The sequence below is a fragment of the Komagataeibacter diospyri genome (assembly GCF_006538165.1).
GTDB lineage: Bacteria > Pseudomonadota > Alphaproteobacteria > Acetobacterales > Acetobacteraceae > Komagataeibacter > Komagataeibacter diospyri.
In genome coordinates, this window is sequence record NZ_BDLU01000014.1 from 116,904 (window position 1) to 143,270 (window position 26,367).

Annotated in this window: 18 protein-coding genes and 2 pseudogenes; 13 read left to right on the top strand and 7 right to left on the bottom strand. The window is 60.2% G+C overall.

From position 1 onward, the window contains the following. Positions 1-605 precede the first annotated feature (605 nt). The 3 genes and pseudogenes from MSKU9_RS02580 (at position 606) to MSKU9_RS02590 (ending at position 3,033) form a co-directional block, all read left to right on the top strand. The gene (locus MSKU9_RS02580; RefSeq protein WP_141259783.1) at positions 606-1,136 is read left to right on the top strand and encodes a heme NO-binding domain-containing protein; all 531 of its coding nucleotides are present in this window, start codon (positions 606-608) and stop codon (positions 1,134-1,136) included. Positions 1,137-1,702: 566 nt separating this feature from the next. Further along, a pseudogene (locus MSKU9_RS18460) lies at positions 1,703-2,202 on the top strand (diguanylate cyclase domain-containing protein); the annotation flags it as partial. Positions 2,203-2,289: 87 nt separating this feature from the next. Then, positions 2,290-3,033, top strand: coding sequence for an EAL domain-containing protein (locus MSKU9_RS02590; protein ID WP_227000589.1), 744 nt, complete (start codon positions 2,290-2,292; stop codon positions 3,031-3,033). A gap of 229 nt (positions 3,034-3,262) precedes the next feature. Here the strand turns inward: MSKU9_RS02590 and MSKU9_RS02595 are convergent, their stop codons facing one another. Both MSKU9_RS02595 and MSKU9_RS02600 read right to left on the bottom strand, forming a co-directional pair. Next, entirely contained in the window at positions 3,263-4,219 is a 957-nt protein-coding gene (locus tag MSKU9_RS02595) for an N-acetylmuramic acid 6-phosphate etherase (RefSeq protein ID WP_141259786.1), read from the bottom strand. Between the two features lie 37 nt (positions 4,220-4,256). Beyond that, positions 4,257-5,441: a serine hydrolase domain-containing protein gene (locus MSKU9_RS02600; RefSeq protein ID WP_141259787.1), complete on the bottom strand. Its 1,185-nt coding sequence runs from the start codon at positions 5,439-5,441 to the stop codon at positions 4,257-4,259. A 279-nt stretch (positions 5,442-5,720) separates the two neighbouring features. Here MSKU9_RS02600 and MSKU9_RS02605 point away from each other — a divergent pair, with 279 nt between their 5' ends. Continuing rightward, on the top strand, positions 5,721-7,184 hold the full coding sequence (locus MSKU9_RS02605) for a sodium:solute symporter (protein ID WP_141259788.1): 1,464 nt from the start codon (positions 5,721-5,723) through the stop codon (positions 7,182-7,184). 30 nt (positions 7,185-7,214) lie between these two features. Here the strand turns inward: MSKU9_RS02605 and MSKU9_RS02610 are convergent, their stop codons facing one another. Then, positions 7,215-8,960: an oleate hydratase gene (locus MSKU9_RS02610; RefSeq protein WP_141259789.1), complete on the bottom strand. Its 1,746-nt coding sequence runs from the start codon at positions 8,958-8,960 to the stop codon at positions 7,215-7,217. A gap of 218 nt (positions 8,961-9,178) precedes the next feature. Here MSKU9_RS02610 and MSKU9_RS02615 point away from each other — a divergent pair, with 218 nt between their 5' ends. Beyond that, on the top strand, positions 9,179-10,681 hold the full coding sequence (locus MSKU9_RS02615; protein WP_141259790.1) for a DUF2252 domain-containing protein: 1,503 nt from the start codon (positions 9,179-9,181) through the stop codon (positions 10,679-10,681). Here the strand turns inward: MSKU9_RS02615 and MSKU9_RS18465 are convergent. Together MSKU9_RS18465 and MSKU9_RS02625 are read right to left on the bottom strand one after the other, a co-directional pair. Next, a complete protein-coding gene (locus MSKU9_RS18465) occupies positions 10,597-10,794 on the bottom strand; it encodes a hypothetical protein (RefSeq protein WP_227002330.1) in 198 nt (65 codons plus the stop codon). The genes MSKU9_RS02615 and MSKU9_RS18465 overlap by 85 nt on opposite strands. 353 nt (positions 10,795-11,147) lie before the next feature. Continuing rightward, positions 11,148-12,125 (bottom strand): ribonucleotide-diphosphate reductase subunit beta, encoded by a 978-nt coding sequence (locus MSKU9_RS02625; RefSeq protein ID WP_141259791.1) that lies wholly within the window; start codon positions 12,123-12,125, stop codon positions 11,148-11,150. Positions 12,126-12,542: 417 nt separating this feature from the next. Here MSKU9_RS02625 and MSKU9_RS02630 point away from each other — a divergent pair, with 417 nt between their 5' ends. After that, entirely contained in the window at positions 12,543-13,592 is a 1,050-nt protein-coding gene (locus MSKU9_RS02630) for an NADP-dependent oxidoreductase (protein ID WP_141259792.1), read from the top strand. 132 nt (positions 13,593-13,724) lie between these two features. Here the strand turns inward: MSKU9_RS02630 and MSKU9_RS02635 are convergent, their stop codons facing one another. Next, positions 13,725-15,005: an alpha/beta hydrolase gene (locus tag MSKU9_RS02635; RefSeq protein WP_227002331.1), complete on the bottom strand. Its 1,281-nt coding sequence runs from the start codon at positions 15,003-15,005 to the stop codon at positions 13,725-13,727. A gap of 502 nt (positions 15,006-15,507) precedes the next feature. On the opposite strand from MSKU9_RS02635, the gene MSKU9_RS02640 reads away from it, so the two are divergent. From MSKU9_RS02640 to MSKU9_RS02650, 3 genes and pseudogenes are all read left to right on the top strand, one after another. Continuing rightward, positions 15,508-16,404, top strand: coding sequence for a fructose bisphosphate aldolase (locus tag MSKU9_RS02640; RefSeq protein WP_141259793.1), 897 nt, complete (start codon positions 15,508-15,510; stop codon positions 16,402-16,404). 62 nt (positions 16,405-16,466) lie between these two features. Next, positions 16,467-16,769: a hypothetical protein gene (locus MSKU9_RS02645; protein ID WP_141259794.1), complete on the top strand. Its 303-nt coding sequence runs from the start codon at positions 16,467-16,469 to the stop codon at positions 16,767-16,769. Continuing rightward, positions 16,759-17,536, top strand: a pseudogene (locus tag MSKU9_RS02650) (SDR family NAD(P)-dependent oxidoreductase). The gene MSKU9_RS02645 and the pseudogene MSKU9_RS02650 overlap by 11 nt, the downstream one beginning before the upstream one ends. A 98-nt stretch (positions 17,537-17,634) precedes the next feature. Here MSKU9_RS02650 and MSKU9_RS02655 read toward each other — a convergent pair. Beyond that, a complete protein-coding gene (locus tag MSKU9_RS02655) occupies positions 17,635-19,080 on the bottom strand; it encodes a helix-turn-helix domain-containing protein (protein WP_141259795.1) in 1,446 nt (481 codons plus the stop codon). 266 nt (positions 19,081-19,346) lie between these two features. On the opposite strand from MSKU9_RS02655, the gene MSKU9_RS02660 reads away from it, so the two are divergent. From MSKU9_RS02660 to MSKU9_RS02675, 4 genes are all read left to right on the top strand, one after another. Next, entirely contained in the window at positions 19,347-20,273 is a 927-nt protein-coding gene (locus MSKU9_RS02660; RefSeq protein WP_141259796.1) for an AMP-binding protein, read from the top strand. A 320-nt stretch (positions 20,274-20,593) separates the two neighbouring features. After that, positions 20,594-23,758: an efflux RND transporter permease subunit gene (locus MSKU9_RS02665; RefSeq protein WP_141259797.1), complete on the top strand. Its 3,165-nt coding sequence runs from the start codon at positions 20,594-20,596 to the stop codon at positions 23,756-23,758. Continuing rightward, the gene (locus tag MSKU9_RS02670) at positions 23,751-24,923 is read left to right on the top strand and encodes an efflux RND transporter periplasmic adaptor subunit (protein WP_141259798.1); all 1,173 of its coding nucleotides are present in this window, start codon (positions 23,751-23,753) and stop codon (positions 24,921-24,923) included. Before MSKU9_RS02665 ends, MSKU9_RS02670 begins: the two co-directional genes overlap by 8 nt. After that, a complete protein-coding gene (locus MSKU9_RS02675) occupies positions 24,880-26,313 on the top strand; it encodes an efflux transporter outer membrane subunit (protein WP_227002332.1) in 1,434 nt (477 codons plus the stop codon). Before MSKU9_RS02670 ends, MSKU9_RS02675 begins: the two co-directional genes overlap by 44 nt. Positions 26,314-26,367 lie beyond the last annotated feature (54 nt).

The window sequence follows — 26,367 nt, forward strand, 5'->3', positions numbered from 1 at the left end:
GATCCTCGACACCCTGAATTTCACCGCGGTATTATAAAGATCAATGCGATGGAATGAAAATGTGACGTAATCATCCTGTTATGCGGGGCAGGGGAGGGCGTCTCTATTTTTGCATGAAGCAGTGTGTAAGGTTCAGCATGCCTGATGTAGATATTCCGCCATGATCTATGTCATGGCCGCCATATTGCGTAGGTTTTCCTGTTATTACTCATGTTCCAAAGGGAGGTCATGCAGATGAGGCACGATCATGAACCCAAAATAGTTTCCGGTGAAAGGAATGGCCACGCTCCTTAAAGGCTTCGAAGAACGTCAGTTTATAGACTAATAAGTATATTAATAGCAATATCACAGCATGCTTTATATACGACTGATCTGTTTATATATTCGTGCCGGTAATGTTCGTTCTGATATAATAATGTAATTATTGTATGTTCCCTGTGGAATAATGGCTGTTATTTGATTCCCTGATCAGGAAGGGATATAAAGAACTTATGCTATACATGCATGAAAAACATATCAGGAATGCTTCAAAATTATAACAACATGTTATTACGTATAATATATACACCTTTATAAATCAGAACATTCCAAGGGGATCGGGATAAATGAAGGGTGTTGTTTTCAATATTCTTGAAGAAGTCGTGGAAAAGAATCACGGCGCAGAAGCATGGGACGAACTGCTTGACGCCGCCAACGTAGGCGGGACCTACACTTCACTTGGCAGTTACCCCGACACGGACATGCTGGCCCTTGTGCAGGCGGCTTCAGCCCATCTGGGCATAACACCGGCAGAACTGCTGCATCGCTTCGGGCGTGACGCCATGCCCATTCTCAAGGAACGCTACCCCGCACTGTTCAATGCGCATCCCAATTCACGCAGCTTCATCCTGAGCGTGAACAGCATCATCCACCCCGAGGTGCTCAAACTCTATCCCGGTGCCATATGTCCGCACTTCCAGATGAAGGAAAATGCGGATGGCACGCTGGATATGACATACAGCTCCCAGCGCCATCTGATCGACCTTGCGCAGGGATTCATACTTGGCGCCGCCGACGTGTTTGGCGAACGGGCGACTGTCGAACGTTTTCCACCCGGTTCGGACAAGGAAAACGTATTGCGGGTAAAATGGCAGTGAGCGCGCATCCTGCACCGGCGGCAGATACGCCGGATTATGAAGCCCTGTACCAGCGCATCCGGCGGCGCTATGAACGTGAACGCATGGTTCGCAAGGAAGCCGAACGCATTGCGGAAGAGGGCCTGAGCCAGCTTTACGCCCGCAACCGCCAGCAGGCCCTGATGGAAGCCGTGGCGGCACAGGCCAATAGCGGTGCGTCGGTGGAGGATATCATACGCTTCGCCTTTACGCAGGCGTGTGAGATGGGGCCATGGTGCATGGCGCTGGCATGGATGCCTGATGCAGCGGGCAACAGCCGCATGTTCAGGCTGGCCGATCGCTTTTCTTCAGGCCATGAACATGCGGCGGCGGGGCGCGCCATGCCTGTGGGCCGGGACAATGTGCTGTTGCCAAGCCTGTGCGCACGCCTGCAGATCGAGACAGGGCCGCTGTGGCTGGTTGGCGAAGGCACGCGCGCAGGCATGCAGACGGTGGTGCTGGTGCCGGTCATGGTTATGGGCCGTATGGCGATCGTGCTGGAATTTGGTGCACGGTCCCGGCAGGAAGACGATCCGTATTCCCTTGCCATGTTCTCCAACATCGGCCGTCAGCTTTCCCATGTGCTGGAGCGCCGTGAAACCGCCGAACGCCTGCAGTACGAAGCCACGCACGACGCCCTGACCGGCCTGCCCAACCGCAAGGCGTTCCTGGCCCGGCTGGACGCCCTCATGACAGGTGACCGGGCTACGGGCCGCGACCATGCCGTCATGTTCATCGATCTGGACAAGTTCAAGCTGGTGAATGACAGCTTTGGCCACCATACGGGTGATCTTTTCCTGATCGAGATTGTAAGCCGCCTGCGCCGGGTGTTCGAGACGGAGCAGGACTGCTTCATGGCCCGTCTGGGGGGGATGAGTTTACCGCCATCATCAGTGTAGCCCGCGATCGTGCGGCGCTGGGGGATATTGGCACGCGAATCTGTCAGGAACTGGAAGGTGAGATGGTGATTGACGGCCATCATCTGCAGCCATCGGCCAGTATCGGTATTGTCACGTCGGACCATGACCACACATCCTCGGCTGACATCGTGCGCGATGCGGACCTGGCGATGTATGAGGCCAAGCGGCGTGGTGGCGACCGGGTCATCCTGTTCACGCCCGACCTGCTGGCACGCATGCACCATGCCCTGATTTTACAGAGCGAACTGCCAGACGCACTGCAACGCAATGAATTCGTGCTGCACTACCAGCCGATAATGGACGTATCCGACGGGCGCGTGACCGGGCATGAAGCGCTGCTGCGCTGGCGTGACCGTCGTGGCGTGCTGCATGACCCGGCAGCCTTCATCCGCAATGCGGAAGAAACGGGGTTGATCGTGCCCATCGGCCACTGGGTGCTGGAACAGGCCATGCACCATGCGGTTGCCTGCAATCAGGCACAGCCTGCGGGGCAGGCCATTGCCGTGCATGTCAACTTGAGCGCCAGCCAGTTGCGTCTGTCCGAACTGCCTGGACAGTTACGCCAACTGCTGGAGCGGACCGGCGCACGCGCCGAATGGATCGTGCTGGAAATAACCGAGGATGCACTTCAGCCGGACATGGATGCCTCGATCCGCTCCCTTTCCGCCCTGCGTGGTGCAGGGACGCGTATTGCCATAAACAGTTTTGGCAGCGGGCAGAGTTCCCTGTCACATCTGGGCATCATGCCGTTTGACATGATCAAGACTGATCGCAGCTTTGTAAAGACCATGGGCACGCATGGTCATACGCAGGACATACTGCGCCTGATCGCTGACCTGGGCCAGCAGCTGGGCAAGGACGTGATTATCGAAGGAGTCGAGACACAGGCGGAACAGCACAGGCTGACCGCGCTGGGTTTCCGTTACATGCAGGGCTTCCATATCGGCCGCCCGGCCTGAGACGGATGCCGGCAGCACCTGTATGGTGTTACCGGCAGGCGGCCTGTGCCTGTGCTCTTTTGTGCGGCCTGAATATGTTGGCCGTGAATTTTCACCATGGCCCTGGGCAGACCCCACCATGTGCCACGTCGGGATTACCTATCCACGGCACACCAGTCGTTAATGGAAAACAGAAGTTTTGGGTGCTGGCTTTTTTGTAAAGCCAGCACCCAAAAACCGCCTGTCATATTCATATGCAGGCAGTTTTGTCATCAGGCTTTCGCAGCGGTCTTCTGGCAGGTTGTCCAAGGATCGAACGCAGGTTGCCATCATGCGCCCTGAGCAGCGTTTCAATCTGATCGGCGGGAATGCCCGAACAGATCATGACGGCACGTTTGACATTGAACCCCGTGGCATCCAGGGCGTGCAGCGCCTGCTGTTCAGTGCTGCCGGTCAGGCTGCGGACCATGCGGCACGCTCTGTCCCGCAGCTTGGCATTGACCACCCGCATGTCAACCATCTGTCCCCGATAGGCATGGCCCATACGGATCATGAGTGTTGTGGAAATCAGGTTAAGGGCGGCTTTCTGCGCGGTGCCAGCCTTCAGCCTTGTTGATCCGGAAATGACTTCCGGCCCCGTTACCACCGCAATGCCCTGTTCCGCCACGTCCAGCAGCCTCCCGCCACGATTGCACGCGATGCCGATGGTCAGGCTGCCGGCAGTACGCGCTGCCATAATCGCGGCACAGGTATAAGGGGTGGACCCACTGGCCGCGATGCCCAGCACCACGTCATCGGGGCCGGGATTATGGGCCAGTATGTCCGTGCGGGCCACGTCCTCGCGGTCCTCGGCTCCTTCCGCTGCCTGATGGACAGCGTCGTTCCCGCCCGCCAGCAGCAGGACAAGGCGTTCCGGCTCCCAGCCAAAGGTGGGAAGCAGTTCCACTCCATCCTGCATGCCGATCCGCCCGGACGTACCCGCACCGACATAGAACAGCCGTCCCCCCGCCAGAAGCCGGGGCAGGGCGCTGTTCACCGCGCGTTCCAGTTCCGGGGTCGTGGCCCGGACGGCGGCGATGGCGCTCATCTGTGATTCCACCAGCGCATCCAGCACCGAACCGACAGGCCAGATGTCCACATCCGCGTAACGGGGGTCCTGCCCTTCTGTCGCGATGGGCGGGGTAGGAATGTTGTGGTTAAGGGTCATGTAACCTGACTTGCTGCAAGTGAATGAAATAAAGGCATCAGCCCCGGGACGGGATCAGCGCAAGGGCCGCGGCTGTCGCAACATCATGGCGCAGGCGCACGACATTGCCGTGACCATCCGGATGCAGGCGACTGGTCAGGATCACGACATAGCTGTCACTGCCCGGATCCAGCCACAGCGACGTGCCGGTAAATCCGGTATGGCCGAAAGACCCCACGGGAAACCTGTCCCCCCGGGCGGAGGAATAATGCGTGGAAATATCCCATCCCAGCCCGCGCAGGTCGGTTTTGCCCTGTGGCTGCCCTGCGGTGGTCATCAGCATGACGGTGTCGCGTTTCAGGGGATAGGCCGATGGTCTGCCTGCACGGCGGTCCAGCAGCGCCTGTGCATACAGACACATGTCGCTGGCCGTGGAAAACAGGCCCGCATGGCCCGCGACCCCGCCCATCCGCCTGGTCGAGGGATCATTGACCTGACCGCGCAGCATACGGCCCCGTTCATCGGTCTGGGTGGGGGCAATGCGCGCGGACCATGTGGCGGGTGGCAGGAACCGTGACTGCCGCAGGTCCAGCGGCGTCAGGAGGAAACGCGTGGCATAGGCATCCAGCGTCATGCCGGACAGTTTTTCCACCAGGAAACCCAGCGTAATGAAATTGATGTCGCTGTAAACGAACCCGCTGCCCGGTGGCTGCGTGGGGGCAGCCTGCATGGTCAGGTCGAAGGCCGCGTCATGTCCCTGCCACGGGTGGGTCAGGTCCAGGTCGGGCGGCAGGCCGGAATAATGGGTCAGCAGATGCCGGATGGTAATGGTGGATTTCCCCGCGGCGGCAAATTGCGGCAGGTAGCGCGAGACAGGATCATCAAGCCTGAACCGGCCCTGTTCCCATAACTGCATGATACAGGGCGCTGTAATGACCGGTTTGGTCAGGGACGCCATGTCGAACACCGTGTCCCATGTCATGGTCTCAGGGGTCGGGGTTACGACGCGTCTGCCGTACACGGCCCGATGCACGACCTGCTGGTCATGGCCTATGGCGCAGACAACGCCGGGTGCTTCCCCCTGTGTCACGGCCAGCTGCAACCGGCGGTCCACATCATGCATGTCCGGGGCAGGTGGCGGCCCGCCATGCGCATGCGGGGCACAGGCGGTCAGGGTCGCGGCACCTGTCAGCATCAGGACATGACGGCGCTTCAGCCGGGGGGCGGCTGGAAAAACATGCATGTTGCAAAAGATCCGTTGAAAGGCGACATGCCAGATGCCTGATCCATAAACGATACCATCATCCCCGCTGCCATGACAACGATCCGTTCCGCCAGACGGGCCGGGGGCAGCAGGCTGCACGAAAGCGGGAAAAGCCCGTCCGGATACGGTGACATGACCGGGTGGACCGGACCTGTGCGCAGGGCGGGGATTAAACCGTTCCGGTTTCGGGCGGTCCGGCTCTTTCATATGGGAATGCTCTGGCCATATGGTGTGCCTTCATGACGTGATGGAACCGGTATGTCCGCAACTGATCTCTCGATTATCTGTATCTATTGCCTGACCCTGCCCTTTGTTGCGTTTGCCCTGTCGGGGCGGCAGGATTCCGTTTCCACCTATGTCGGCGGCAGGCATGATCTGCCATGGTGGGCCATCTGCCTGTCTCTTGTCGCGACGGAAACTTCCACCCTGACCATCATCAGCATACCCGGCATCGCCTATGGCGGCGGCATGGTGTTTGCGGGACTTGGGGTGGGGTATGTCATCGGGCGCGCCCTGGTGGCGTGGCTGTTCCTGCCGCATTATTTTTCCGGACAGGTGGGCAGCGTATATCAGTATCTGGGCCAGCGTTTCGGGCAGGCGATGGAGCGCACCGTATCCGTCACGTTCCTGGTAACGCGCGTACTGGCCGAAGGAATCAGGCTGTTTGCGGGCATGCTGCCGGTTGCGGCCATCCTGTCCGCCATGGATTTCCCGCTGCCACAATGGCTGGTCATGGTGGCGATTGTCGGGCTGACGCTGGGCTACACGATGCTGGGTGGCCTGCGGGCCGTGGTGTGGTCCGATGCGATACAGCTGGTCGTGTACGTGGTGGGGACGGCGGCCTGTATCGTAATGCTGTACCATCATGCAACGGACCTGCAGATCCATATGCTGCGTCATTCCAACAGGTTCCATCTGTTCCATAAATCCCGCCTGTATTTCCTTGATCCCTATACGCCGTACGCCGCCATGATCGGTGGGGCGATCATGGCCATGGCGTCGCACGGCACGGACCAGTTGCTGGTGCAGCGCGTGCTGGCGGCGCGAACGCTGGCGGATGCCAGAAAGGCGCTGGTGGGCAGTGGTGTCGTGGTTGGCTGCCTGTTTGCCATGCTGTCGCTGGTGGGCATGCTGCTATGGGCGCGTAATGACGAACGCCCGCTTGCCGCCATGGGGTTGCCGACGTCGGACGCGCTGTTTCCTGATTTTATCGTGCATGGCCTGCCACAGGGGCTTGCGGGGCTGCTGGTCGCGGGTCTGCTGAGTGCGACGATGGGCTCGCTTTCCGCAACCCTCAATGCCATGACCAGTGCGACATTGCTGGATTTTTCCACGCCCTGCCGAACCATGGCGCGGTGGGTGCGCCTGTCTCCGCTGGGCTTCGCACGGTTGGTGACCGTGCTGTGGGCGGTCGTGCTGGTGCTGGCCGCACTCGGGTTTGCCCACAGCCATGGCCCGGCGGTGGTATTCGGCCTGTCGGTGGCGTCATGTGCCTATGGGCCGATGCTCGGGGCTTTTGCATTCGCCATGTTCAGTCGGCAGGCGGACAGGCGTGACGTGCTGCCCGCGTTCATCGTGACACTGGCGGTCGTGTGCGGCGCCATGGTTTTCTGGCGGCCGTATGGCCATGCCATCGCCTTTACGTGGCTGGTGCCGCTGGGTGGCGCCATCATGCTGGCCTGCGTGTGGTTCATGCGGGGTATCCGGCAGGGACGGGCGTGACCTGACCCCTCCCTGCCGTGCCCGGCCTGTTCAGATCAGTCCGTAGCGTTCCAGCAGGGTGTCCACTTCCGTCCCGTCCGTCAGGCGCCGGATCAGGGTCGAGGCCGGTATCTTTTTCCCGTCGCGCATTTCCGCTGCCGCCTGCACCAGCATGAGCGCGTCATAGACGCTGCCAAACACTTCCGGCACGGCGCGGTCGATATCCAGCAGCGTATAGACTGCCTCCATCGCAGTACGGACGGAATATTCCGTCGTGAACACCGTATCACGCGGCGTTTCGGCAAACTGGCCCAGGAAGGCGAGGTTGACACTACCATCGGGCACGACCTTTGGCCGGTCGCCCACGGCGCGCGGCATGAACTGCGCCGTGATGAAGGGCATCATGCACGGGTGGGTAATCGCGCCCGTGGCCGCCATGTCGTCAATCCCTGTCTCGGGTACGCCCATGTGGAACAGCCATTCGCGGGTGATTTCCTCGCCCGTGCAGTCCTGCATGGGCTTTTTTACGTAATCGCCCGGCACGTTGCTGAACAGGCCATACAGCCATGCCACCATCTGGCCTTTGGGCTGGCCCTTGAAATGCGGCTGGCGGCTGACGACCCAGCTCATCAGCCACGCGGAATCCGCGATCGTGACCGGTCCCCCCGTTACGGTCCGTCCGGAGAAGGGATCACGTCCCGTCACCTTGTGCACAAGGGCCGGGATGCGGGCATCCAGCGTGGTGACGGTGGCGGATTCCCAGCGTGATTTCGTGGTGTCGCCACAAAACACGTCCGGCTGGCCGAAAGCCGGGTCCTGTGCCGCGATGTTGCGCCATAGCTGCCAGACATTGCCCTGCGCGATCGTGGCGTCTATCGGCGCGGGGGTGTGATGGTCACCCCAGCGGGAGTTTTCAACCATGGAGCCATTGGTGACGAACACCAGATCCCGCGCGCCGACTGCGGTGCCACCTGTCGCGCCATTTTCCAGCCAGTCGATATGGGTCGCCACCTTTTTCACACCCGATGTATCGATGCGCACATTGGTCACCTGCACCCCGTGACGAAACACCACGCCCTGATCGGTCAGCCAAGTGGCCAGCGGCAGGCTGAGGGATTCCTGCTGGTTGAAGCGGGTGAATTTCAGCGTATGCAGGTCCTTCAGCCCAAGGATCTGGTGCACGAAGCGGGCAAGGTAGCGCTTCATCTCGATCGCGCTGTGCCATGTCTCGAACGCGAACATGGACCGCCAGAACAGCCAGAAATTCGATTTCATGAAATCCGCGGACAGGACATCGCTGATTGTCCTGCCATTCAGCTTTTCCTCATCCGTCAGGACAAGGGAGATGATTTCGCGCCGCGCTTTCCCAGTCAGCTTCAGGCTGTTGCGCGCGGGCAGGGGCTGCCCGCGTCCGCACATGGCCCGGACCGGGCTGGAGGACGGATCGACGCGGTTGAGGCGATAGAACTCATCCAGCACCGATGCGCCGGGTACCTCCAGCGAGGGGATGGACCGGTACAGATCCCACAGACACTGGAACTGTTCCTCCATTTCCCGGCCGCCACGGATCAGCCAGCCGGTTTCGGCATCACCCGCGCCATCCAGCGCGCCGCCATTGGCGTCCGATGCCTCAAGGATGGTAATTCTTGACGGTGTCATTCCCGCGTCACGGATCAGGAAAGCGGCTGCGGCCATGCCGCCCAGGCCGCCACCGACAATCCAGGCCGAACGGGTGTCGATCCCGACCGGTTTTTCAGGGCGTACGAAGGCTTCGAAGTTACTGTGGGCATATCTCATGGAAGTTCTGCCTCTTTCTGGGACTGTCCGTGGTCCGGCGGATCATGCCGGATACAAAGTTCTGCTGTATGCAGCTGGCTTCTTTGTGACCGTCGTCGTTGAGATGCGTTAATCCGGCATGCCGGCCCGACCTGCATGAACCGTCCGTTCGCGCGGACACGATGAACGCCGGGGGCGGATGGCATGACACAATATGTCAAAAATGATAGTATCAGGACATGGATCAGGAACATGCGGCCCTTAGGACCATGCAGTGGGGCCATCGCAGCCTTGACCGCATGGAACGCCATAAACAGGGCGTTGCCCTGCGCAGGAAGACAATGCGTGCCCACCATGCGCAATGGCATGCGCCCAGGGGGCGGCCCGATCCGGTTGCCCTGCTGGTCGGGCAGGGGGAAAGCCGGATACGGGATCTGCTGCCGGTGCGTTATGGGCGGATGATGGTATCCCCGTTTGCGTTCCTGCGCGGGGCGGCGGTGGTCATGGCGTCCGACCTTGCGCATACGCCCGTGGCGGGGCCACGCGTGCAGGCGTGCGGGGACTGCCATCTGGCCAATTTCGGCAGCTATGCCTCGCCGGAAGGGAGCCCGGTTTTTGATATCAACGATTTTGACGAAACGCTGCCTGCCCCATTCGAATGGGATATAAAGCGCCTTGGCACGTCGCTGGTGCTGGCCGGACGGGAAGGGGGCCTGTCAGAGCGCAAGGCACGTGACCTGGCGGTATCCATGGCGCGGACCTACGCCCGGGAAATGAAGCGTCTTGCCATGCTGTCCCCGCTGGAAGTCTGGGGCAATCCCATCGACCTGTCCGCCGCGATCGCCACGTTTTCAGACCGGCATGTGCGCAGGCGGGCCGAAACCCTGCTGCGGGCACGGATGGAAAGTGCGCGCTGCCATTACGGCCTGATAGATGAGGAGGGTGCCACACCGTCGCTGCGCGAACATGCGCCGCTGGTCATGCGCCTGCCCGCGCATGAAGATACAATCCGCCATGCCTTTGCCCGCTACGTGGCGACACAGCCAGCCGAACTGGCGGTGCTGCTGGACCGATATGCGTTGCATGACGTGATTTTCAAGGTGGTCGGGATTGGCAGTGTCGGCACCTTCTGCGCCATAGGACTGTTTGCCACGCCGGATGGGGAAACACTGCTGCTGCAGATCAAGGAAGCCCAGCAGTCGGTGCTTGCCCCCTTTGCCGGGGCATCGGTGTTTCATAATCAGGGGCAGCGCGTGGTGGTGGGCCAGCGCATCATGCAGGCGGAAACGGACATTTTCCTGGGCTGCACGCATACCCGGTCCGGAACCGACCCTGCGACATCGGACCTGTCCGGGGCGGGGCGGCAGTTTTACATTCGCCGCCTGAAAGATGCCCGGCTGGCCGCCGTCGGGGCAGATGTTACGCCCGAAGGGCTGGCCGATTATGCCCAATTGTACGGCAGGACGCTGGCCCGCGCACATGCGCGTTCGGGGGATAGTGCATTCATTAGCGGTTATCTGGGTAAGGGGAATGTGTTCTCCGATGCCATAGGCTGTTTTTCAACCCATTATGCGGACCAGACAGAAGCGGACTGGACGGTGTTCACAAAGGCGATCAAGGCTGGAAAAATACCGGTTTCCCATGATGGCGGCATCCTTCACCATCCCATATTGCCCGGGCCGCTCCATCCACCGCCCAGACTGCCCCATCCCCCCTGCGGGCCACCATTCCCGTTGTCATAGGCCGCGCGTGCATTGCGGTCCATGCGTGGGTCGCGGTCCGCACAGGCCGCCAGTGATGTAACAAGGGCAAGGGCCACCAGCAGGGTAAACCGCGGGATCATGGTGGGTTTCATGGGGCTTCCGTTATCAACATGCGCCATCATGGGTTGTATGGATAAATACATATCGCATGCAATGATGCATCGGCGGATGCCAGCCATGAAGCTCCAGTCCCGAAAAGGGGGCCTGCGGCAGACTGAATGACATCATGTGCCGGCGAGGCAGGGATGGCTTTCAGGTTGAGGTTATGTTCCAGATCCGGTGACGCATCCCCATATGGGGCAGGGAGAAGCCCGTCCATGAGTCATGACCCGCAGATCTGGCGCTGCAGCCTGCCTGCCCGGGGAGGGCAGGATTGCGGGATACGTGCCGGTTATGCCAGCACATGCTCCGCAGGTCCGTGGTCTGCTGACTGTCTGGCCCGTCTTCAGGCGAATGCTTCATCCCATGTTCCCAGGGTAGCACCTCGGCTGTATTCGGTCGCCCGGTTTTCGAAGAAGTTGGCGTGTTCAACCGCGTTCATCATTTCATCAATCCATGGCAGGGGATTGCTGGGCACGTCATAAATCGGTTCCAGTTCCAGCCCGATCAGGCGACGGTTGGCGATGAAGCGGATGTACTGCTTGACCTCATCTGCCGTCAGGCCATTGACCGGCCCCATACGGAAGGCAAGGTCGATGAAGCGGTCCTCGTTGGTCACGATCTCACGGCAGGCCTGATGGATCGCATCGGCTACTGCGGGCTTGTCGATCTGGTGGCCGAATTCCTGCATGTATGTCTTGAACAGGCGGGTGATGCTTTCAACATGCAGGCTTTCGTCACGCACGGACCATGTCACGACCTGCCCCATGCCCTTCATCAGGTTATGGCGGGGGAAGTTCAGCAGCATGGCAAACGACGCGAAAAGCTGCAGCCCTTCGGTAAAGCCTGCGAATACGGCCATGGACAGGGCGGTGTTGTAGTGATCATCCATGTTGAAGCGTTTGAGGAATTCGTGCTTCGCGGCCATTGCCTCGTATTCAAGGAAGGCAGCGTACTCGGTTTCCGGCATGCCAATGGTGTCCAGCAGGTGACTGTAGGCGGCCTGATGGATGCTTTCCATATTCGTGAATGCCGACAGCATCATGCGCACTTCGGTCGGTTTGAAGCGGGGCATGTACAGGTCGATATAGGCATTCTCCACTTCGGTATCCTGTTGGGTGAACAGGCGGAAGATCTGGGTGACCAGATATTTTTCCGTCTCGGACAGGTTGTTGTTCCAGTCCTTCACATCATCGCCAAGGGGGATTTCCTCGGGCAACCAGTGCAGGGACTGCTGGGTTTTCCATGCCTCGAACGCCCACGGATAACGGAAGGGCTTGTAGACCGGGCTGGGCGAGAGGAGGTTGGGTGTATCTGTGCTCATGATACCCTCCCTATAACGCAAAATCACGGCTGCGTGGCAAGGGTCCTGATCCATGGGTTTGCCTGGAATATGGTGTAGCGTCGGCATGGGCCTGATGGGATTGGGAAATGTCGCCAAAAAACCGCATGATCCGGGGGCGGACGGTGGGAACGCTATCCGGAAATTGCCATTAGCTGCACGGAAATCTTATCGAACGTGGCGGCGATTCTGAACTTTCAGATTTATGTCATTATCAAACATAACATAAATCATATTGACATTCCTGGCGCAGACGCCCTGCCGTGACAGGGATTGAAACAGCGGCCTGCGCCATGCCAGATTATGGGAACAACAGTTAAAACAGCACGTTAGACACGATTGCCTCCTTAAAATACTGCCGCCCGCATTATGGGGATGGCCAGACCATGGAGCCGCTTCATGAACAGTCCCGATATACCGCAAAACCGCCGGATCGTGCTGGCGTCCCGTCCATCGGGGGCACCGACCCCGTCCAATTTCCGCCTGGAATGCGTTCCGGTTCCCAAAATGGGTGCAGGGCAGGTCCTGCTCCGGACGCTGTGGCTGTCGCTGGATCCCTACATGCGTGGCCGTATGAGTGCTGCCCCATCCTATGCCCTACCCGTTGCCGTGGGTGATGTAATGGTGGGCGGGACCGTGGCCCGGGTCGAACAGTCCGGTTTGGAAGGATTCAGCCCCGGCGATATCGTCCTGTCCTATGACGGCTGGCAGGATTATGCCCTTTCCGACGGGAGCGGTCTTACGATCCTGCCTGCTGGCATGTCCCACCCGTCGCGCGCGCTGGGCGTTCTGGGCATGCCCGGCTTTACCGCATGGTATGGCCTGCTGAAAATCGGTGCACCCATAGCCGGCGAAACCGTGGTGGTCGCGGCTGCCAGCGGCCCTGTGGGGGCCGTGGTCGGACAATTGGCCAAATTACATGGCGCGACCGTGGTTGGTGTGGCCGGCGGGGCGGAAAAATGCCGTCGCGTGCGTGAGGAACTGGGATTTGATACCTGCCTCGATCATCGCGCCCCTGATTTTGCGGCACAACTGGCGGCGGCATGCCCCAAGGGCATAGATGTTTATTTTGAAAGTGTGGGCGGTAAGGTTTTTGATGTCGTCCTGCCGCTGCTCAACACATTCGCGCGTGTCCCCGTCTGTGGCCTGATCGCCCATTATAATGATGGCCTCTATGATAATAAGGACGCTGTTCAGGCATCTGACCGCCTGCCGGCCTTCATGGGGCAGATCCTGATCCGCCGCCTGCGGGTGCAGGGATTTATCATCATGGATCACTACAGCGAATTATATGCCGAATTCCTGCACGACATGCAGCCACTTGTCGAAGATGGAAGAATCCGTGTTTTTGAAGATGTCGTGGACGGTCTGGAAAACGCCCCTCAGGCTTTTATCGGCATGTTGGAAGGAAAAAATCAGGGCAAGCTGCTGGTAAAAGTCAGTTCATAAGCCTGAAAGGGCACAATGCGGGGCTGTCTGAAAAAAGCTTCAGGAAAAACTTTGTTATGGTTTCAGACTGATTTTTCAGGCAGTCTCCAAACACCACATGGCACGGAACAGCTCCACCCGTAATTGTCCCGCTCAGTCCCGTGGCGGGGTATAGTCCTGCCATAACCACAACAGGGCTTCGGGCAGGGTCTGCGCAATTGTCGGGCCGTCCACATGCCCCGCATTGCGTGACAGGACAAACTGGTAGTCATATCCTTTCGCGGCCAGAACGCGCGCCATGTTTTCACTGGCCAGCACCCAGTCATGCATGCCATCGGGCATGGCGGGCGCAGGATAGAACAGATCCCGGTCGCCTGCGGCAAACCAGAACCGGATTGGCTTGTGCGCGGCATCAGGCACCAGGGCCGCCCCCGTCTGGTTGCCTGTCGCCGCAGGGCTGCCCGCCCATGGCGAGTGGTACTGCCACGCCCCGCCCGGCATGGCCGGGTCATGCGGCCATTGCTGGTTGGTCAGCGTCGGGGAATAGGCCAGCACGCGCCGGTACAGATCGGGATGGAACCATGCCATGCCAAAGGCAGCGCCCCCGCTGGAACTGACACCCATCGTGGCCCGACCATCGGGATCATGGGTCAGGCTGACGCCCGCGTACTGCTGGGCCATGGGCAGCACCTCACGTTCGACCCATTCGGCATAGATGCCCGATACCGTGTCATATTCCAGCCCCCGTTCGCTGCCCTGCGCATCCTGCCCGCCCGCGCCAATGCCAATGGCGATTATGGGCGGCAGGCGATGACTGTGGATCAGCGCATCCAGCACCGCGAACAGGTCCCGGCCGGGATAAAAACCATCCGTCCCGCCATCGCCAAACACAATGAATGGCGCTTTGGTGCCGGGTTTGTACTGCGCGGGCACATAGACATCCACCTGCCGTACCCATGGGCCGGAATGGCTTGTGGTCAGGCGCAGGTCTGACGGGTCACCGGGGGCGGAATGGGCCGTATAGATCGCGCCGTTGGGGCAGCCATCGGGATCATCGCGCACGATGCCGGAATTGAACAGGACGCTCTGGCTGGAATTCATGGTAAAGGAGACCACGCGTCCATGCGGCGCGGTACGGGCGGCTGCGAATTCGGGTGCCGCCATATGGGTTGGTCCCAGCACGAAATTGCCATTGGCGGTCTGTGACGGGACAGTGCCATCGGCCAGATCACGTGCCGGGGGATAATGGGCATCATGCGGGTCGCGCCGGGGTGGCCCGACATCAGATGCAAGTCCGGACAGGTCTATGAAGAACGGCGCCTGCGGGTGCGTGGTATTGGCGGCAGGCGGCGTGGGGACATGCAGGGACTGACAACCGGCCACGGCATGCGACAGCGGCATGGCAAGCCAGCCTGCGCAGGCCAGCAGGGGCAAGGAAAACCGGATCCTGATGCCCGCTGCCACCCGTCCGTATCCCGTTTCACGCTGTAAATCATTCATACCCCAGTCAAACACGGGTGCCGATTCATGGCTACCCCCGGTTTCCGGGTTATGCGTAAGGTATTCCCGGGTCGTGGCGGGCGGGAAATCGATGTCCGATCCCGGCCATATTCCCCTGTTCGCAATAGGTTGACCAATGCCGTCCGGCGCATGGCCTGATGTATGTCATTGCGGCAAGATACAACCGATCCCATATCAGAAGGGATGATTTTTCATACGATGCAGGAGAAAACTGTTGGCGCGGCGGTCAGTCATATCCCGGTCGCCTGTCGCATGCGGGGGCATCGGTGCAGGTGCCGGCCGGTTCCGTAATTTTTGTATTTACGGCTATTCCCCTGTATTTTAACTTAATAATCAATGGATACCCGGGGCATTATACAGAATGCCCGGTCATCGCCTTGGTGGTATATAAATACTGAACATAGGACAGATAACCATGCCTATTGACCAGATGCGTAAGAACATGTCGGAAAACGCGGGCTTCATCGCGGCCCTGGACCAGAGCGGGGGATCAACACCGGGTGCGCTGCGGCATTACGGCATACCCGACGGCGCCTACAGCACCGATGCCCAGATGTTTGCCCTCATGCATGAAATGCGGGTCAGGGTCATCACGGCTCCCGCCTTTACGGGCAAGCGGATCCTCGCTGCCATCCTGTTCGAGCAGACCATGAACGGACTGGTCAGGGATACACCTGTCCCCACCTATCTGTGGAAGGAAAAGGGCGTTGTTCCCTTCCTGAAGGTGGACAAGGGGCTGGAAGCCGAAGCGGGCGGCGTGCAGATGATGAAGCCCATCCCCAACCTTGAAGCCCTGCTGGACCAGGCGATCAGCAAGGGCGTTTATGGCACGAAGGCGCGTTCAGTCATTCGCCTGCCCGAACGTGAGGGCGTTGCCGCGATCGTGAAGCAGCAGTTCACCCTGGCCGAACAGATCGCCGCACGCGGTCTTGTGCCCATCATGGAACCCGAAGTCCTGATCAAGAGCCCGGACAAGGCGGGGGCGGAAGCCCTGCTGCATGACGAACTGCACCGTGGGCTTGATGCGCTGCCAGGCGACTATCAGGTGATGATCAAGGTCTCGATCCCCGAAAAGGCTGATCTTTACCTTGACCTGATCAAACACCCCCGCGTGCAGCGGGTTGTGGCGCTGTCTGGTGGATACCCGCGTGATGAAGCGTGCCAGCGGCTGGCCGCCAACCATGGCATGATCGCCAGTTTCTCGCGCGCGCTGCTCGAGGACCTGCGTTACACCATGACGGATGCGGAATTTGACGCAGCCCTTGCAAAGTCGATCGACCAGATCTTCAAGGCATCGACCCAGAAAGTCTGATGATCCCATTCCCTGTCCCCATCAATATGGTGGGGCAGGGTAGATGACAGGCGGCTTCCGGTATGAAGGAAGCCGTTTTGCGTTTGCTTCCGGATTCCTTCTGTGGATTAATAACAACGTTTCTGGTGAAGCTGTTATTATTTTCATCCAGTTTTTTTAACAACCATCATTGTCCATTCTCCGCTTTTTTGCAGCAAGGGCAGGCATTATGTCGTGTTCGTTACATCGTGTCGGCTGCAAAAGCGGCTAGGGTTTTCCTGATCTTCGTGGGCGAACCGTTATCCTCTGCCATGACTTATGATCGGATGGGTGTTTTGCATCTCCCGAAACGCCATGAAGAAGCAGGAAACAATCATGTCGGCTGATCCCCTTTTTTCGCTTGCGGGCAGGCGCGCACCTGTCACCGGGGCGTCACGTGGCATCGGGCAGACCCTTGCGCGGGGGCCGGGCCGGTATGGCACAAAAATCGTGCTGAACGGGCACAATCCCGAACGGCTGGCCGCAGCGCGTGCAGGGCTTGAACAGGAAGGGCAGGACGCCGTAACCGCCCATTTGACGTAACCGATCAGGATGCCGTCATCGCAGGTATTGAAAAAATAGAACATGAGTACGGCCCGATAGATATCCTGATCAACAATACGGGCATCCAGCACCGCGCACTGCTGGAACAGTTCAGCCGGGCAGACCGGGATGCGCTGACTGCCACCAGCCTCAACGCGGTTTTTCTTTGTGGGTCAGGCCGTCGCACGCCACATGCTGCCGCGTGGGCGGAGCAGGATCGTCAATATCTGTCCGGTCCAGAGCGAACTGGCCCCGCCCCGGTATCGCGCCCTATACCGCCACCAAGGGCGCGGTCAAAAACCTGACCAGAGGCATGGCGACGGATTGGGCGCGGCATGGGCTGCAGATCAATGGCCTTGCACCAGGTTACTTCAGGACGGAAATGAATGAAAAACTGGCGGTTGTCAGGGAATTCACCCAATGGTTGTGCCAGCGCACGCCCGCAGGGCGGTGCGGCAATGTGGAAGAACTGATCGGTGCGGCGATTTTCCTGTCGTCGGATGCATCCAGTTTTGTAAACGGACATACCCTGATGGTTAATACGGTATGGCTGCATCCATTTGATAAATAAGAACATATTTTGGGTCTGCCTTTTCCCGGCAAGGCGGCGTTCCCTGAAGATTTTTGAAAAAAGCTTCACCAAACATTTTTCATGATTTCAGACCGCCTCTACAATGCCGTGCGATAGGGGGCAATGCCACGCCCCTCATTATCAATATCCACACGGTGCCCGACCATCGGCAGTGCGCGGTGATGGCAGTTTTCACGCGTGCAGGCACGGCAGCCCGGCCCGATGGGAATAATCATGCGCGGGTCATTCAGGTCCAGCCCGGCGGAATAGACAAGATGCCGGGCATCCGCAATCGAACAGCCCAGAACCACAGCCGTAAGGCGCGGGCGATCAAGGTAGGATATACTGTTACGCCCGACGGTCCGCGCGATATTGAGATAAAGCGCGCCATCGGTCGTCTGTGATAGCTGGACCTGCACCTGCTGGGGTGTGCTGAAGGCACGGAAAATATTCCATAGCGGGCAGGGGCCGCCAAAACGGGATTGGGTAAAACGGTTCGCGCTGAAGCTTTTGAGGATATTGCCCGCGATATCCGTCTTGAGGAAGTAGAAGGGAACGCCCTCGCTTCCGGGCCGCTGCATGGTGCTCAGCCGCTGGCAGGCCTGTTCAAAACTGACCCCGAAATGGCGCTGTAACAGTTCAAGGTCATGGCGCACGTCACGGGCGGTCGACCGGAAACGTTCATAGGGTAGCAGCAGCGCGCCGGCGAAATAATTGGTCAGATAAACACGCGCCAGTCCCCGTGCCTCGCTCTCACGCAGGCGGGAACGGCGGATCGTACGTGCAAATACCCCCTGGTGTTCAATCTGCCCGAGCGCCTGTGCCATCCAGAACGTGCTGCTTTCCGACGGGATGATGCGCGACAGGAACAGGGTGCGACGGCGTCGGTCCATATGCCACATCAGGCCGCGCTGTCCCAAAGCGAGGTCGATTTCGGTGCGGATGCCATGCTGGTCCAGAAGGTAGCGGGTCAGTTGTTCGCCCGGGTTGCCTTCATCCAGCCGCATCCGTTCGGCCTGTCGTTCGGCCGTACGGTCCACTTCATCAAAATAGTTGCGCTGGGCCTGTACCCAGTCATTGACGGCTTCGTATGGTTCCACCCGGTCGGGTGCATCGCGCACGTCGCCACGGTGCGGCGGGCCGGAGCCGATCAGGGGGGCGGCCGCCTGTTCCTGTCGCAACAGATAGGCGCGATAGAGCCGGATGAACTGGGCGCACAGATCAGGTGCGACGCGCATGGCGGCCTGAATGCTGTCCAGCCTTACGGCGTCGGTATCGAATACCGGGTCAGTCAGTATTTCGCGCAGTGCCTGTATGCCGCGTGTTTCTTCAGTATCGCTGAAATAATCCACGCCAACGGAAAAAATTTCACACAGCGTATCAAGCAGGGCCAGCGGCAGGGGGCGGGCGTCATGTTCGATCTGGTTCAGGTAGCTGGCGGATATGCCCAGCCTCTGGGCCAGTGCGCTCTGTGTCATGCCGACATGGTTGCGCTGGTGGCGGACGCGCGATCCGGTGAAGGTCTTGGTGGCGGCTTTTTTCATATTTGCAGTCTTTGCAATCCGCTTCGGTGTGTTCACTCTTTTAAACGGCAAAACCTCTTCCGTCCGCAACCGGGATTTGTCACAGTCCGGATCAACAAAAACAAGAGCAGTAAAGACGAACGCCTGGGTCGGGCAAGAATAAACATAATAACTGCCGTTTCAGGCACCCGACATCCCGGCCGTATCCACGTGCACCGTCGCCGTTGACTGACCGCAGCACCCTGCATGGCGCTTTGCGCTTCCATTGAATGACAAGGAACACGACCATGACCCGCATGATGTATGACGATGTTTCCGTTCTGTCAGCCCCCGCCATGGGGCAGGTATTCCCGCGCATGACCGGCAGTGCGGTTTTTCTTGGCGTTCCGGTGCCATCTGCACATGGACAGCGCGTGCTGAACATTTCTGCCCTGTGCGTGGATCGCCATCTGGGCGATCATGCGGACAGGCCCGCCATATCCCGGCAGGGGACCGGTGCGCAGTCCGTATCCTACCGCGACCTGCATGAACGCGTCTGCCGCCTTGCCAACGCCCTGACGGATCAGGGGGTGCAGCGCGGTGACAGGGTCGCGATCCATCTGCCCCTGATGGTGGAAAGTGTGGTGGCCGTCCTTGCATGCATGCGCATCGGTGCGGTGCATGTCGTGCTGCCAGCCATGCCTGGCGCGATGCCTTTACGTGAACGGCTGGTTGATTGCGCCGCGGTTGCCGTGCTGACCGGCAATGAAACCATCCGCGATACCGATCGTGCGCCGCTGAAAGTCACGCTGGATGAGGCATTGGATACCGCGGGTGCCCGCTGTCGTGTAAAACTGGTGCTGGTTGTCACGGCAGGCGATGCGGATATCACGATGAAGCCGGGACGTGACCATCGGCATGATGCCGTCGTGGACTGGTACGAACCGGATTATGCGCCGGAAGTCATGTATGAGGATGACCCGCTGTTCATGCTCTATCCCGCAGGCAGGGCGGGTCGGCGCCACGGCGTAACGTATACGGCTGGAGAATATGGCCGCCTGACATCCTGCACGATGGACATGCTGTTGCCGCCGGGTAATGCGGGCATTCCCGGCGCGCTTGTGGAAATGGCGTGGAATACGGGACAGACCGCCCTTATCGTAGGGGTGCTGGCAAAAGGGGACACCATCATGATCGATGGGTATGCCCGCACGGCTGCAATATCGGGCAATTGATGAAAATAAAAATTTCTGGGCGCTGCCTTTTTTCAAAAAGGCAGCGTTCCCGCGAACTTTCAGAAACTTTCTTGTGATGTGCACAATACCCCAAGAGTAGTCGTTTCAGATGGTCTTTGGTGAAAGTCGCCCACCCTGACCCTGACCATAGCCGCCCTCCGAAAATGACCATCACGTGCCGCTATCGACAGGGCCATCCATATGCCTCACCGGGCACCGTGCCCGGATGCGGATTTATCTGACCTCCCCCATAAACCCGCCAGCACGACGGACGTTATGTCAATCCAGCCAACAATGCCGACAGGAAACAGGCAGATGGCATGAATGCGATTGTCCAGCTTGCGCTTGCCCGTCCCTATACCTTTGTCGTGATGGCGATCCTGATTGCCATGGCGGGCGTGCTGTCAGCCATCCGCACGCCAGAAGACATCTTTCCCGAAATCGGCATTCCCGTCATTGCCGTGGCGTGGACCTACAGCAACCTTTCACCACAGGACATGTCCGGACGCATCGTACTGCCATTCCAGCGTACGCTGACCACGACGGTCAATAATATCGAACATATCGAAGGACAGTCGCTGACAGGCATCGGGGTCATAAAGATATTCTTCCAGCCCGGCACCGATATCCGCATCGCCAATGCGCAGGTCACCGCCATTGCCCAGACAATCCTGCGCCAGCTTCCCGTTGGCACCACGCCACCGCTGATCCTGAACTACAATGCCTCCACCGTGCCGATCGTCCAGCTTGCCCTGTCGGGTGAGGGCATGACCGAACAGCAGTTGTATGATTACGGTTTCAACTTCATCCGCAACCGGCTGGTCACGGTGCCGGGGGCCGCCATTCCCTATCCCTATGGGGGAAAGGTGCGCCAGATCCAGATGGACCTTGACCCGGCCAAGCTGCAGTCACGTGGTGTCTCGGCACAGGACGTGGGTACCGCCCTGACCAGTCAGACACAGATCACGCCCGCGGGTTTCGTCAAGATTGGCGAATACCAGTATAATTTCAGGCTCAATAATGTCCCGCTTTCGGTTGACCTGCTGAACATGCTGCCCGTGCGCACGGTCAATGGCGCGGTTGTGCGCGTGCGTGATGTGGCTCATGTGCGCGACGGGTCAACCCCGCAGCAGAACGTGGTTCATGTGGACGGGCAGCGTTCGGCGCTGATGACGGTGCTGAAATCGGGGGCGACTTCCACCATCGCCATCGTGCAGGGGGTCAAGGCGATGATCCCCGATGCGACACGCGGGCTGCCGAAACAGCTTAAACTGCGCCCTGTCAATGACCAGTCGCTTTTTGTCCGCGCCGCCGTGGACGGGGTGATGCGCGAAGGGGCGATCGCGGCGGGGCTGACCAGTCTCATGATCCTGCTTTTCCTGGGGTCATGGCGGTCGACGCTGATTGTGGCGACATCCATCCCGTTATCGGTCATGGGGGCGATCGCGGCGCTGTCCATGCTGGGGGAAACACTGAATGTCATGACGCTGGGCGGCCTTGCGCTGGCGGTCGGCATTCTGGTGGACGAGGCGACGGTCACGATCGAGAACATCGAACGCCATCTGGAAATGGGCAAGGATGTGCATGCCGCCATCATTGACGGCTCTGCCGAGATCATCGTCCCGGCCTTCCTGTCGCTGATATGCATCTGCATCGTGTTCGTGCCGATGTTCTACCTGCCCGGGGTTGCGGGTTTTCTGTTCGTGCCGATGGCGCTGTCGGTCATGTTCGCCATGGTAATGTCGTTCATCCTGTCACGCACGCTGGTGCCGACCATGGCCATGTTCCTGCTCCGCCCGCATGCGGAAGGAGAACGGAAAAAGGAAAATGTCTTCACACGTTTCCAGCAGGGATTCGAACGACGTTTTGACAGCTTTCGTGACCGTTACGGTGCATTGCTGGAAAGTATTATGGACCATCGTGGCCGGTTCGTGACGGGGTTCGTGTGTTTTTCGGCACTCAGCCTCGGGCTGCTGCCGTTCCTTGGCCGCAATTTCTTTCCGCAGGTCGATGCGGGCACCATGACCCTGCATGTCCGTGGTCCGATCGGCATGCGGATCGAAGAAACATCGGCCCTGTTCCAGCGGATTGAAAAACAGATCCGCCAGCGGCTGCCCGCGGCTGAACTTGATTCCATCGCGGATAATATCGGCCTGCCCACCAGCGCCATCAACACCGCCTATAACGCGTCAGGCACGATCGGGCCGCAGGATGGCGATATCCTTGTGGCGCTGAAGGAAAACCACCGGCCCACCGAACGCTACATCCGCCTGCTGCGCACCGAACTGCCGCGCCTGTTCCCTGAAGCCACCTTTGCCTTCCTGCCGTCCGACATCACCACCCAGATCCTGAATTTTGGCGCGCCCGCACCGATCGACATTCAGGTTTCAGGCCCCGAGCCGGATGAAACGCGGCAGTTTGCCGGGAAGATACTGCGCGCCATACGGCGCATCGATGGGCTGGTCGATGCCCGCATCCAGCAGCCCGGCCATTATCCCGAACTGCGTTTTGACGTGGACCGCACCCGTATCAACCAGCTTGGCCTGACGGAAGGCGATGTCACCAACGCCATCGCGACCTCCATTGCCGGGACCGTGCAGACCGCGCCCCTGTACTGGCTGGACCCCCACAGCATGGTCACATACCCCATTGCGGTGCAGATGCCTGAATACCGGATCAGTTCGCTGGCGGATATCATCGGTCTGCCGGTGACGGGGGCTTCCGCCACGCAGCTACAGGTGCTGGGGGCACTTGGCACGATTACGCGCGATGCGACCTCGCCGGTTGAGGCCCAGTACAACATCCGCTCCCTGATTGATGTATTCGCGGGTGGTGACGGCCGTGATCTGGGGGCGATCGCCAGTGACGTACAGGCGGCACTGCGCCACCTGGACCATGACCGGCCCAAGACGGTCACCGTTACGCTGCGCGGCCAGTACCAGGCCATGACGACGGCGTTTTCGGGCATGGGGTTCGGACTGCTGGGTGCGATCGTGCTGATCTACCTGCTGATCGTCATCAATTTCCAGAGCTGGACCGACCCGTGCATTGTCGTCCTGGCGCTGCCCGGCGCGCTGGCGGGCATATGCTGGATGCTGTTTGCAACGCAGACGCCGCTATCCGTTCCCGCACTGACGGGGGCGATCATGTGCATGGGGGTGGCGACGGCCAATTCCATCCTTGTCATCACTTTCTGCCGTGAACAGCTGGCGGAACATGGCGACGCCGTCCGCGCGGCGCTGGCGGCAGGGCGCACGCGGCTGCGACCCGTCATCATGACGGCGCTGGCCATGGTCATAGGCATGCTGCCCATGGCGCTGGGACTGGGGGAAGGGGGCGAACAGAACGCGCCGCTGGGCCGCGCCGTGATCGGCGGGCTGATATTCGCCACCTGTGCATCGCTGTTCTTCGTGCCGACGCTGTTCGCCATCATCTATGATCGCCGCGCGCGTCATGCGGCGGATGGGGCGCACGCCCATGCCTGATGCTGCGGTCATGCCGCAGTCAGGGCACAAGCCCCGCCTGCGCTGGATCATTATCGGGGCTGCATGCATTTTCGGCATCATCCTTGTGGTGGGAACGCTCGCCCGCATCCATGCCCGCCACCGGCTGCATGCCAGCAACGTGGCGGCGCTGGTGCCCAGTGTCACCGTCGTGCATCCCGGCGGGAAGGCCACTGATACGCTGGTCCTGCCCGCCATCCTGCAGGCATGGTACAGCGCGCCCGTTTATGCACGCACCAATGGCTACCTGCGGCAATGGTATGTCGATATCGGGGACAGGGTGACGGCAGGCCAGCTGCTGGCGGAAATCGATACGCCCGATGTTGACCTGCAGCTTGCCGGGGCGCGGGCGGCGCTGGGTACCCGGACGGCGCAGCGTGACCTTGCGCGTATTACATCGCGCCGGTGGGATCGGCTGAATGCGCAGAATGCGGTATCCCAGCAGGAAACGGACGAACGTCGGGGCAACCTTGCGGCCAGCGAGGCAACGCGCCATGAAGCCGCAGCCGATGTCGAACGGCTTGAAACGCTTTCGGCCTTCAAGCGCATCATCGCCCCCTTTGCCGGTGTGGTGACCAGCCGCGCCACCGATATCGGGGCGCTGATCGTGGCGGGCACGGCAGCCAGCCAGCCGCTTTTTACCGTATCGGACGTGGCCCGGCTGCGGCTGTACGTGCGGGTGCCGCAGGCCTATGCTGCGCGCATGCGGGAGGGTTTTGATGCGCATTTTACGGTGCCGGATTATCACAACCGGCAGTTTGACGCCCACCTGATCCATTCCTCGGACGCGGTTGATTCCCAGTCTGGCACCATGCTGGTCCAGCTGGTCTATGACAATGCGGAAGCCCTGCTCAAACCCGGCGCGTATGCCCAGATTGCCTTCACGTTTCACGGCTCCGGCCCACAGGCACCGCCCAGCGTGCGCATTCCCGCCAGCAGCCTGCTGTTCCGCCGGGACGGGACCACCGTGGCGGTGGTGGATGGACGCAACCATGTCAGGATACGGCCCGTCTCGATCCTGATCGATTTCGGGACGGAGCTTGAGGTCACGGGCGTGGCACCACAGGACAGGGTCATTACCAACCCGCCGGATGATATCGGGGATGGTGACCCCGTCAGACCGCGCGAGGGCGGACATGGCGCCTGACTGGCGTGTGGGGGTCATGCTCCTCATGTCCCTGCTGTGCGGGTGCAACCTGGCTCCGCGGTACAGGAAACCGGCATTACCCGATATTCCCGCCACATTCAGGGAAACCGGGCCATGGACCCCGGCACGGCCCGCGGACGCCATGCAACGTGGCGCGTGGTGGACGGTCATGGGCAATGACGATCTGAACCGTCTGGAAGACGGGATCGAACACGGCAGCCCGCAACTGGCGGCGGCCGTGGCGCGGTATGATCAGGCGCGTGCCCTTGTCCGTCGCGCGCGGGCCGAATTCTTTCCCCAGATCGACGCGACCGCCAGCGCACAACGCGAACGTGCGCTGTTTCCCGCCACGGGCAATTATTACGAATACCGGGATTACGCATCCGGTGGCACCGTATCGTGGGAGCCGGACATATGGGGACGCATCCGTAATCTGGTCAGGGCGGCGCGGGCCAATGCGCAGGCAGGTGCGGCGGATCTGGCAGCGGTCCGGCTCAGTCTGGAAGGGGAACTGGGAGATGACTATTTCCAGTTGCGCGGGCTGGATGCGCGCATCAACCTGCTGCGGCAGACCATGGCGGCCTATGAGGCGGCGCTGGACCTGACCACGAAGCGTTTTGTCGGTGGGGCAGCGAATGAACTGGATGTCGGCCGCGCCCGGACCCAGCTGACCACGACCCAGTCCCGGCTTGAACAGCAGGTGGCCGACCGTGCCCTGATCGAACACGCCATTGCCGTGCTGATCGGTGCGCAGCCTTCGACCTTTTCCATCCCGTCCGCCACCGACCTTCCGCCCGTGCCGGTCATTCCCGTCACGGCCCCGTCCACACTGCTGGAACGCCGGCCGGATGTGGCGGTGGCGGAACGGCATATGGCTGCCGCGAATGCGCGGATCGGAGTCGCGAGGGCTGCATTTTTTCCCAATATCACGCTGGGCGCGAACGCAGGTTCGGAAACCACGACCAGCGCCCTTGCATCGGCCGGGACGGGTATATGGGCGCTGGGTCCGGCGCTGGCGACACTGGCCATATTTGATGGTGGCCGGCGGTTCGCCAACCTGGCCGTAACCCATGCGGAATATGCGCAGGCGGCTGCGGATTACCGGCAGGCGGCGCTGAACGCATTCCGCGAGGTAGAAGACCAGCTGGCCCTGCTGAACCATCTGGCGAACGCCGCCGCACGACAGGATGAGGCCGTGAGTGCCGCCACACGTACCGACCATCTGGCAACCGTCCAGTATCGGGAAGGGGCAGTGGATTACCTTCAGGTCGTCATCGCCCAGACGGCTGAACTGCAGGCACGCGAAGATCTGATTACGGTCAATACGCGACGCCTTGTCAGCGGGATCGACCTTGTCCGCGCCATGGGGGGCGGGTGGCTGAACAGGTGATACTGCCCGCCGTCAGGGAAAACAGGCGGATTTCCGCCGGGTATTACGGGGCAG

What these genes read in the sequence shown, in the direction of transcription:
- MSKU9_RS02580 (WP_141259783.1), top strand. Translation starts at nt 606, where the DNA reads ATGAAGGGTGTTGTTTTCAATATTCTTGAAGAAGTCGTGGAAAAGAAT.
- MSKU9_RS02590 (WP_227000589.1), top strand. Translation starts at nt 2,290, where the DNA reads ATGCACCATGCCCTGATTTTACAGAGCGAACTGCCAGACGCACTGCAA.
- MSKU9_RS02595 (WP_141259786.1), bottom strand. Translation starts at nt 4,219, where the DNA reads ATGACCCTTAACCACAACATTCCTACCCCGCCCATCGCGACAGAAGGG.
- MSKU9_RS02600 (WP_141259787.1), bottom strand. Translation starts at nt 5,441, where the DNA reads ATGCATGTTTTTCCAGCCGCCCCCCGGCTGAAGCGCCGTCATGTCCTG.
- MSKU9_RS02605 (WP_141259788.1), top strand. Translation starts at nt 5,721, where the DNA reads ATGTCCGCAACTGATCTCTCGATTATCTGTATCTATTGCCTGACCCTG.
- MSKU9_RS02610 (WP_141259789.1), bottom strand. Translation starts at nt 8,960, where the DNA reads ATGAGATATGCCCACAGTAACTTCGAAGCCTTCGTACGCCCTGAAAAA.
- MSKU9_RS02615 (WP_141259790.1), top strand. Translation starts at nt 9,179, where the DNA reads ATGGATCAGGAACATGCGGCCCTTAGGACCATGCAGTGGGGCCATCGC.
- MSKU9_RS18465 (WP_227002330.1), bottom strand. Translation starts at nt 10,794, where the DNA reads ATGAAACCCACCATGATCCCGCGGTTTACCCTGCTGGTGGCCCTTGCC.
- MSKU9_RS02625 (WP_141259791.1), bottom strand. Translation starts at nt 12,125, where the DNA reads ATGAGCACAGATACACCCAACCTCCTCTCGCCCAGCCCGGTCTACAAG.
- MSKU9_RS02630 (WP_141259792.1), top strand. Translation starts at nt 12,543, where the DNA reads ATGAACAGTCCCGATATACCGCAAAACCGCCGGATCGTGCTGGCGTCC.
- MSKU9_RS02640 (WP_141259793.1), top strand. Translation starts at nt 15,508, where the DNA reads ATGCCTATTGACCAGATGCGTAAGAACATGTCGGAAAACGCGGGCTTC.
- MSKU9_RS02645 (WP_141259794.1), top strand. Translation starts at nt 16,467, where the DNA reads ATGAAGGAAGCCGTTTTGCGTTTGCTTCCGGATTCCTTCTGTGGATTA.
- MSKU9_RS02655 (WP_141259795.1), bottom strand. Translation starts at nt 19,080, where the DNA reads ATGAAAAAAGCCGCCACCAAGACCTTCACCGGATCGCGCGTCCGCCAC.
- MSKU9_RS02660 (WP_141259796.1), top strand. Translation starts at nt 19,347, where the DNA reads ATGACCCGCATGATGTATGACGATGTTTCCGTTCTGTCAGCCCCCGCC.
- MSKU9_RS02665 (WP_141259797.1), top strand. Translation starts at nt 20,594, where the DNA reads ATGAATGCGATTGTCCAGCTTGCGCTTGCCCGTCCCTATACCTTTGTC.
- MSKU9_RS02670 (WP_141259798.1), top strand. Translation starts at nt 23,751, where the DNA reads ATGCCTGATGCTGCGGTCATGCCGCAGTCAGGGCACAAGCCCCGCCTG.
- MSKU9_RS02675 (WP_227002332.1), top strand. Translation starts at nt 24,880, where the DNA reads ATGGTGACCCCGTCAGACCGCGCGAGGGCGGACATGGCGCCTGACTGG.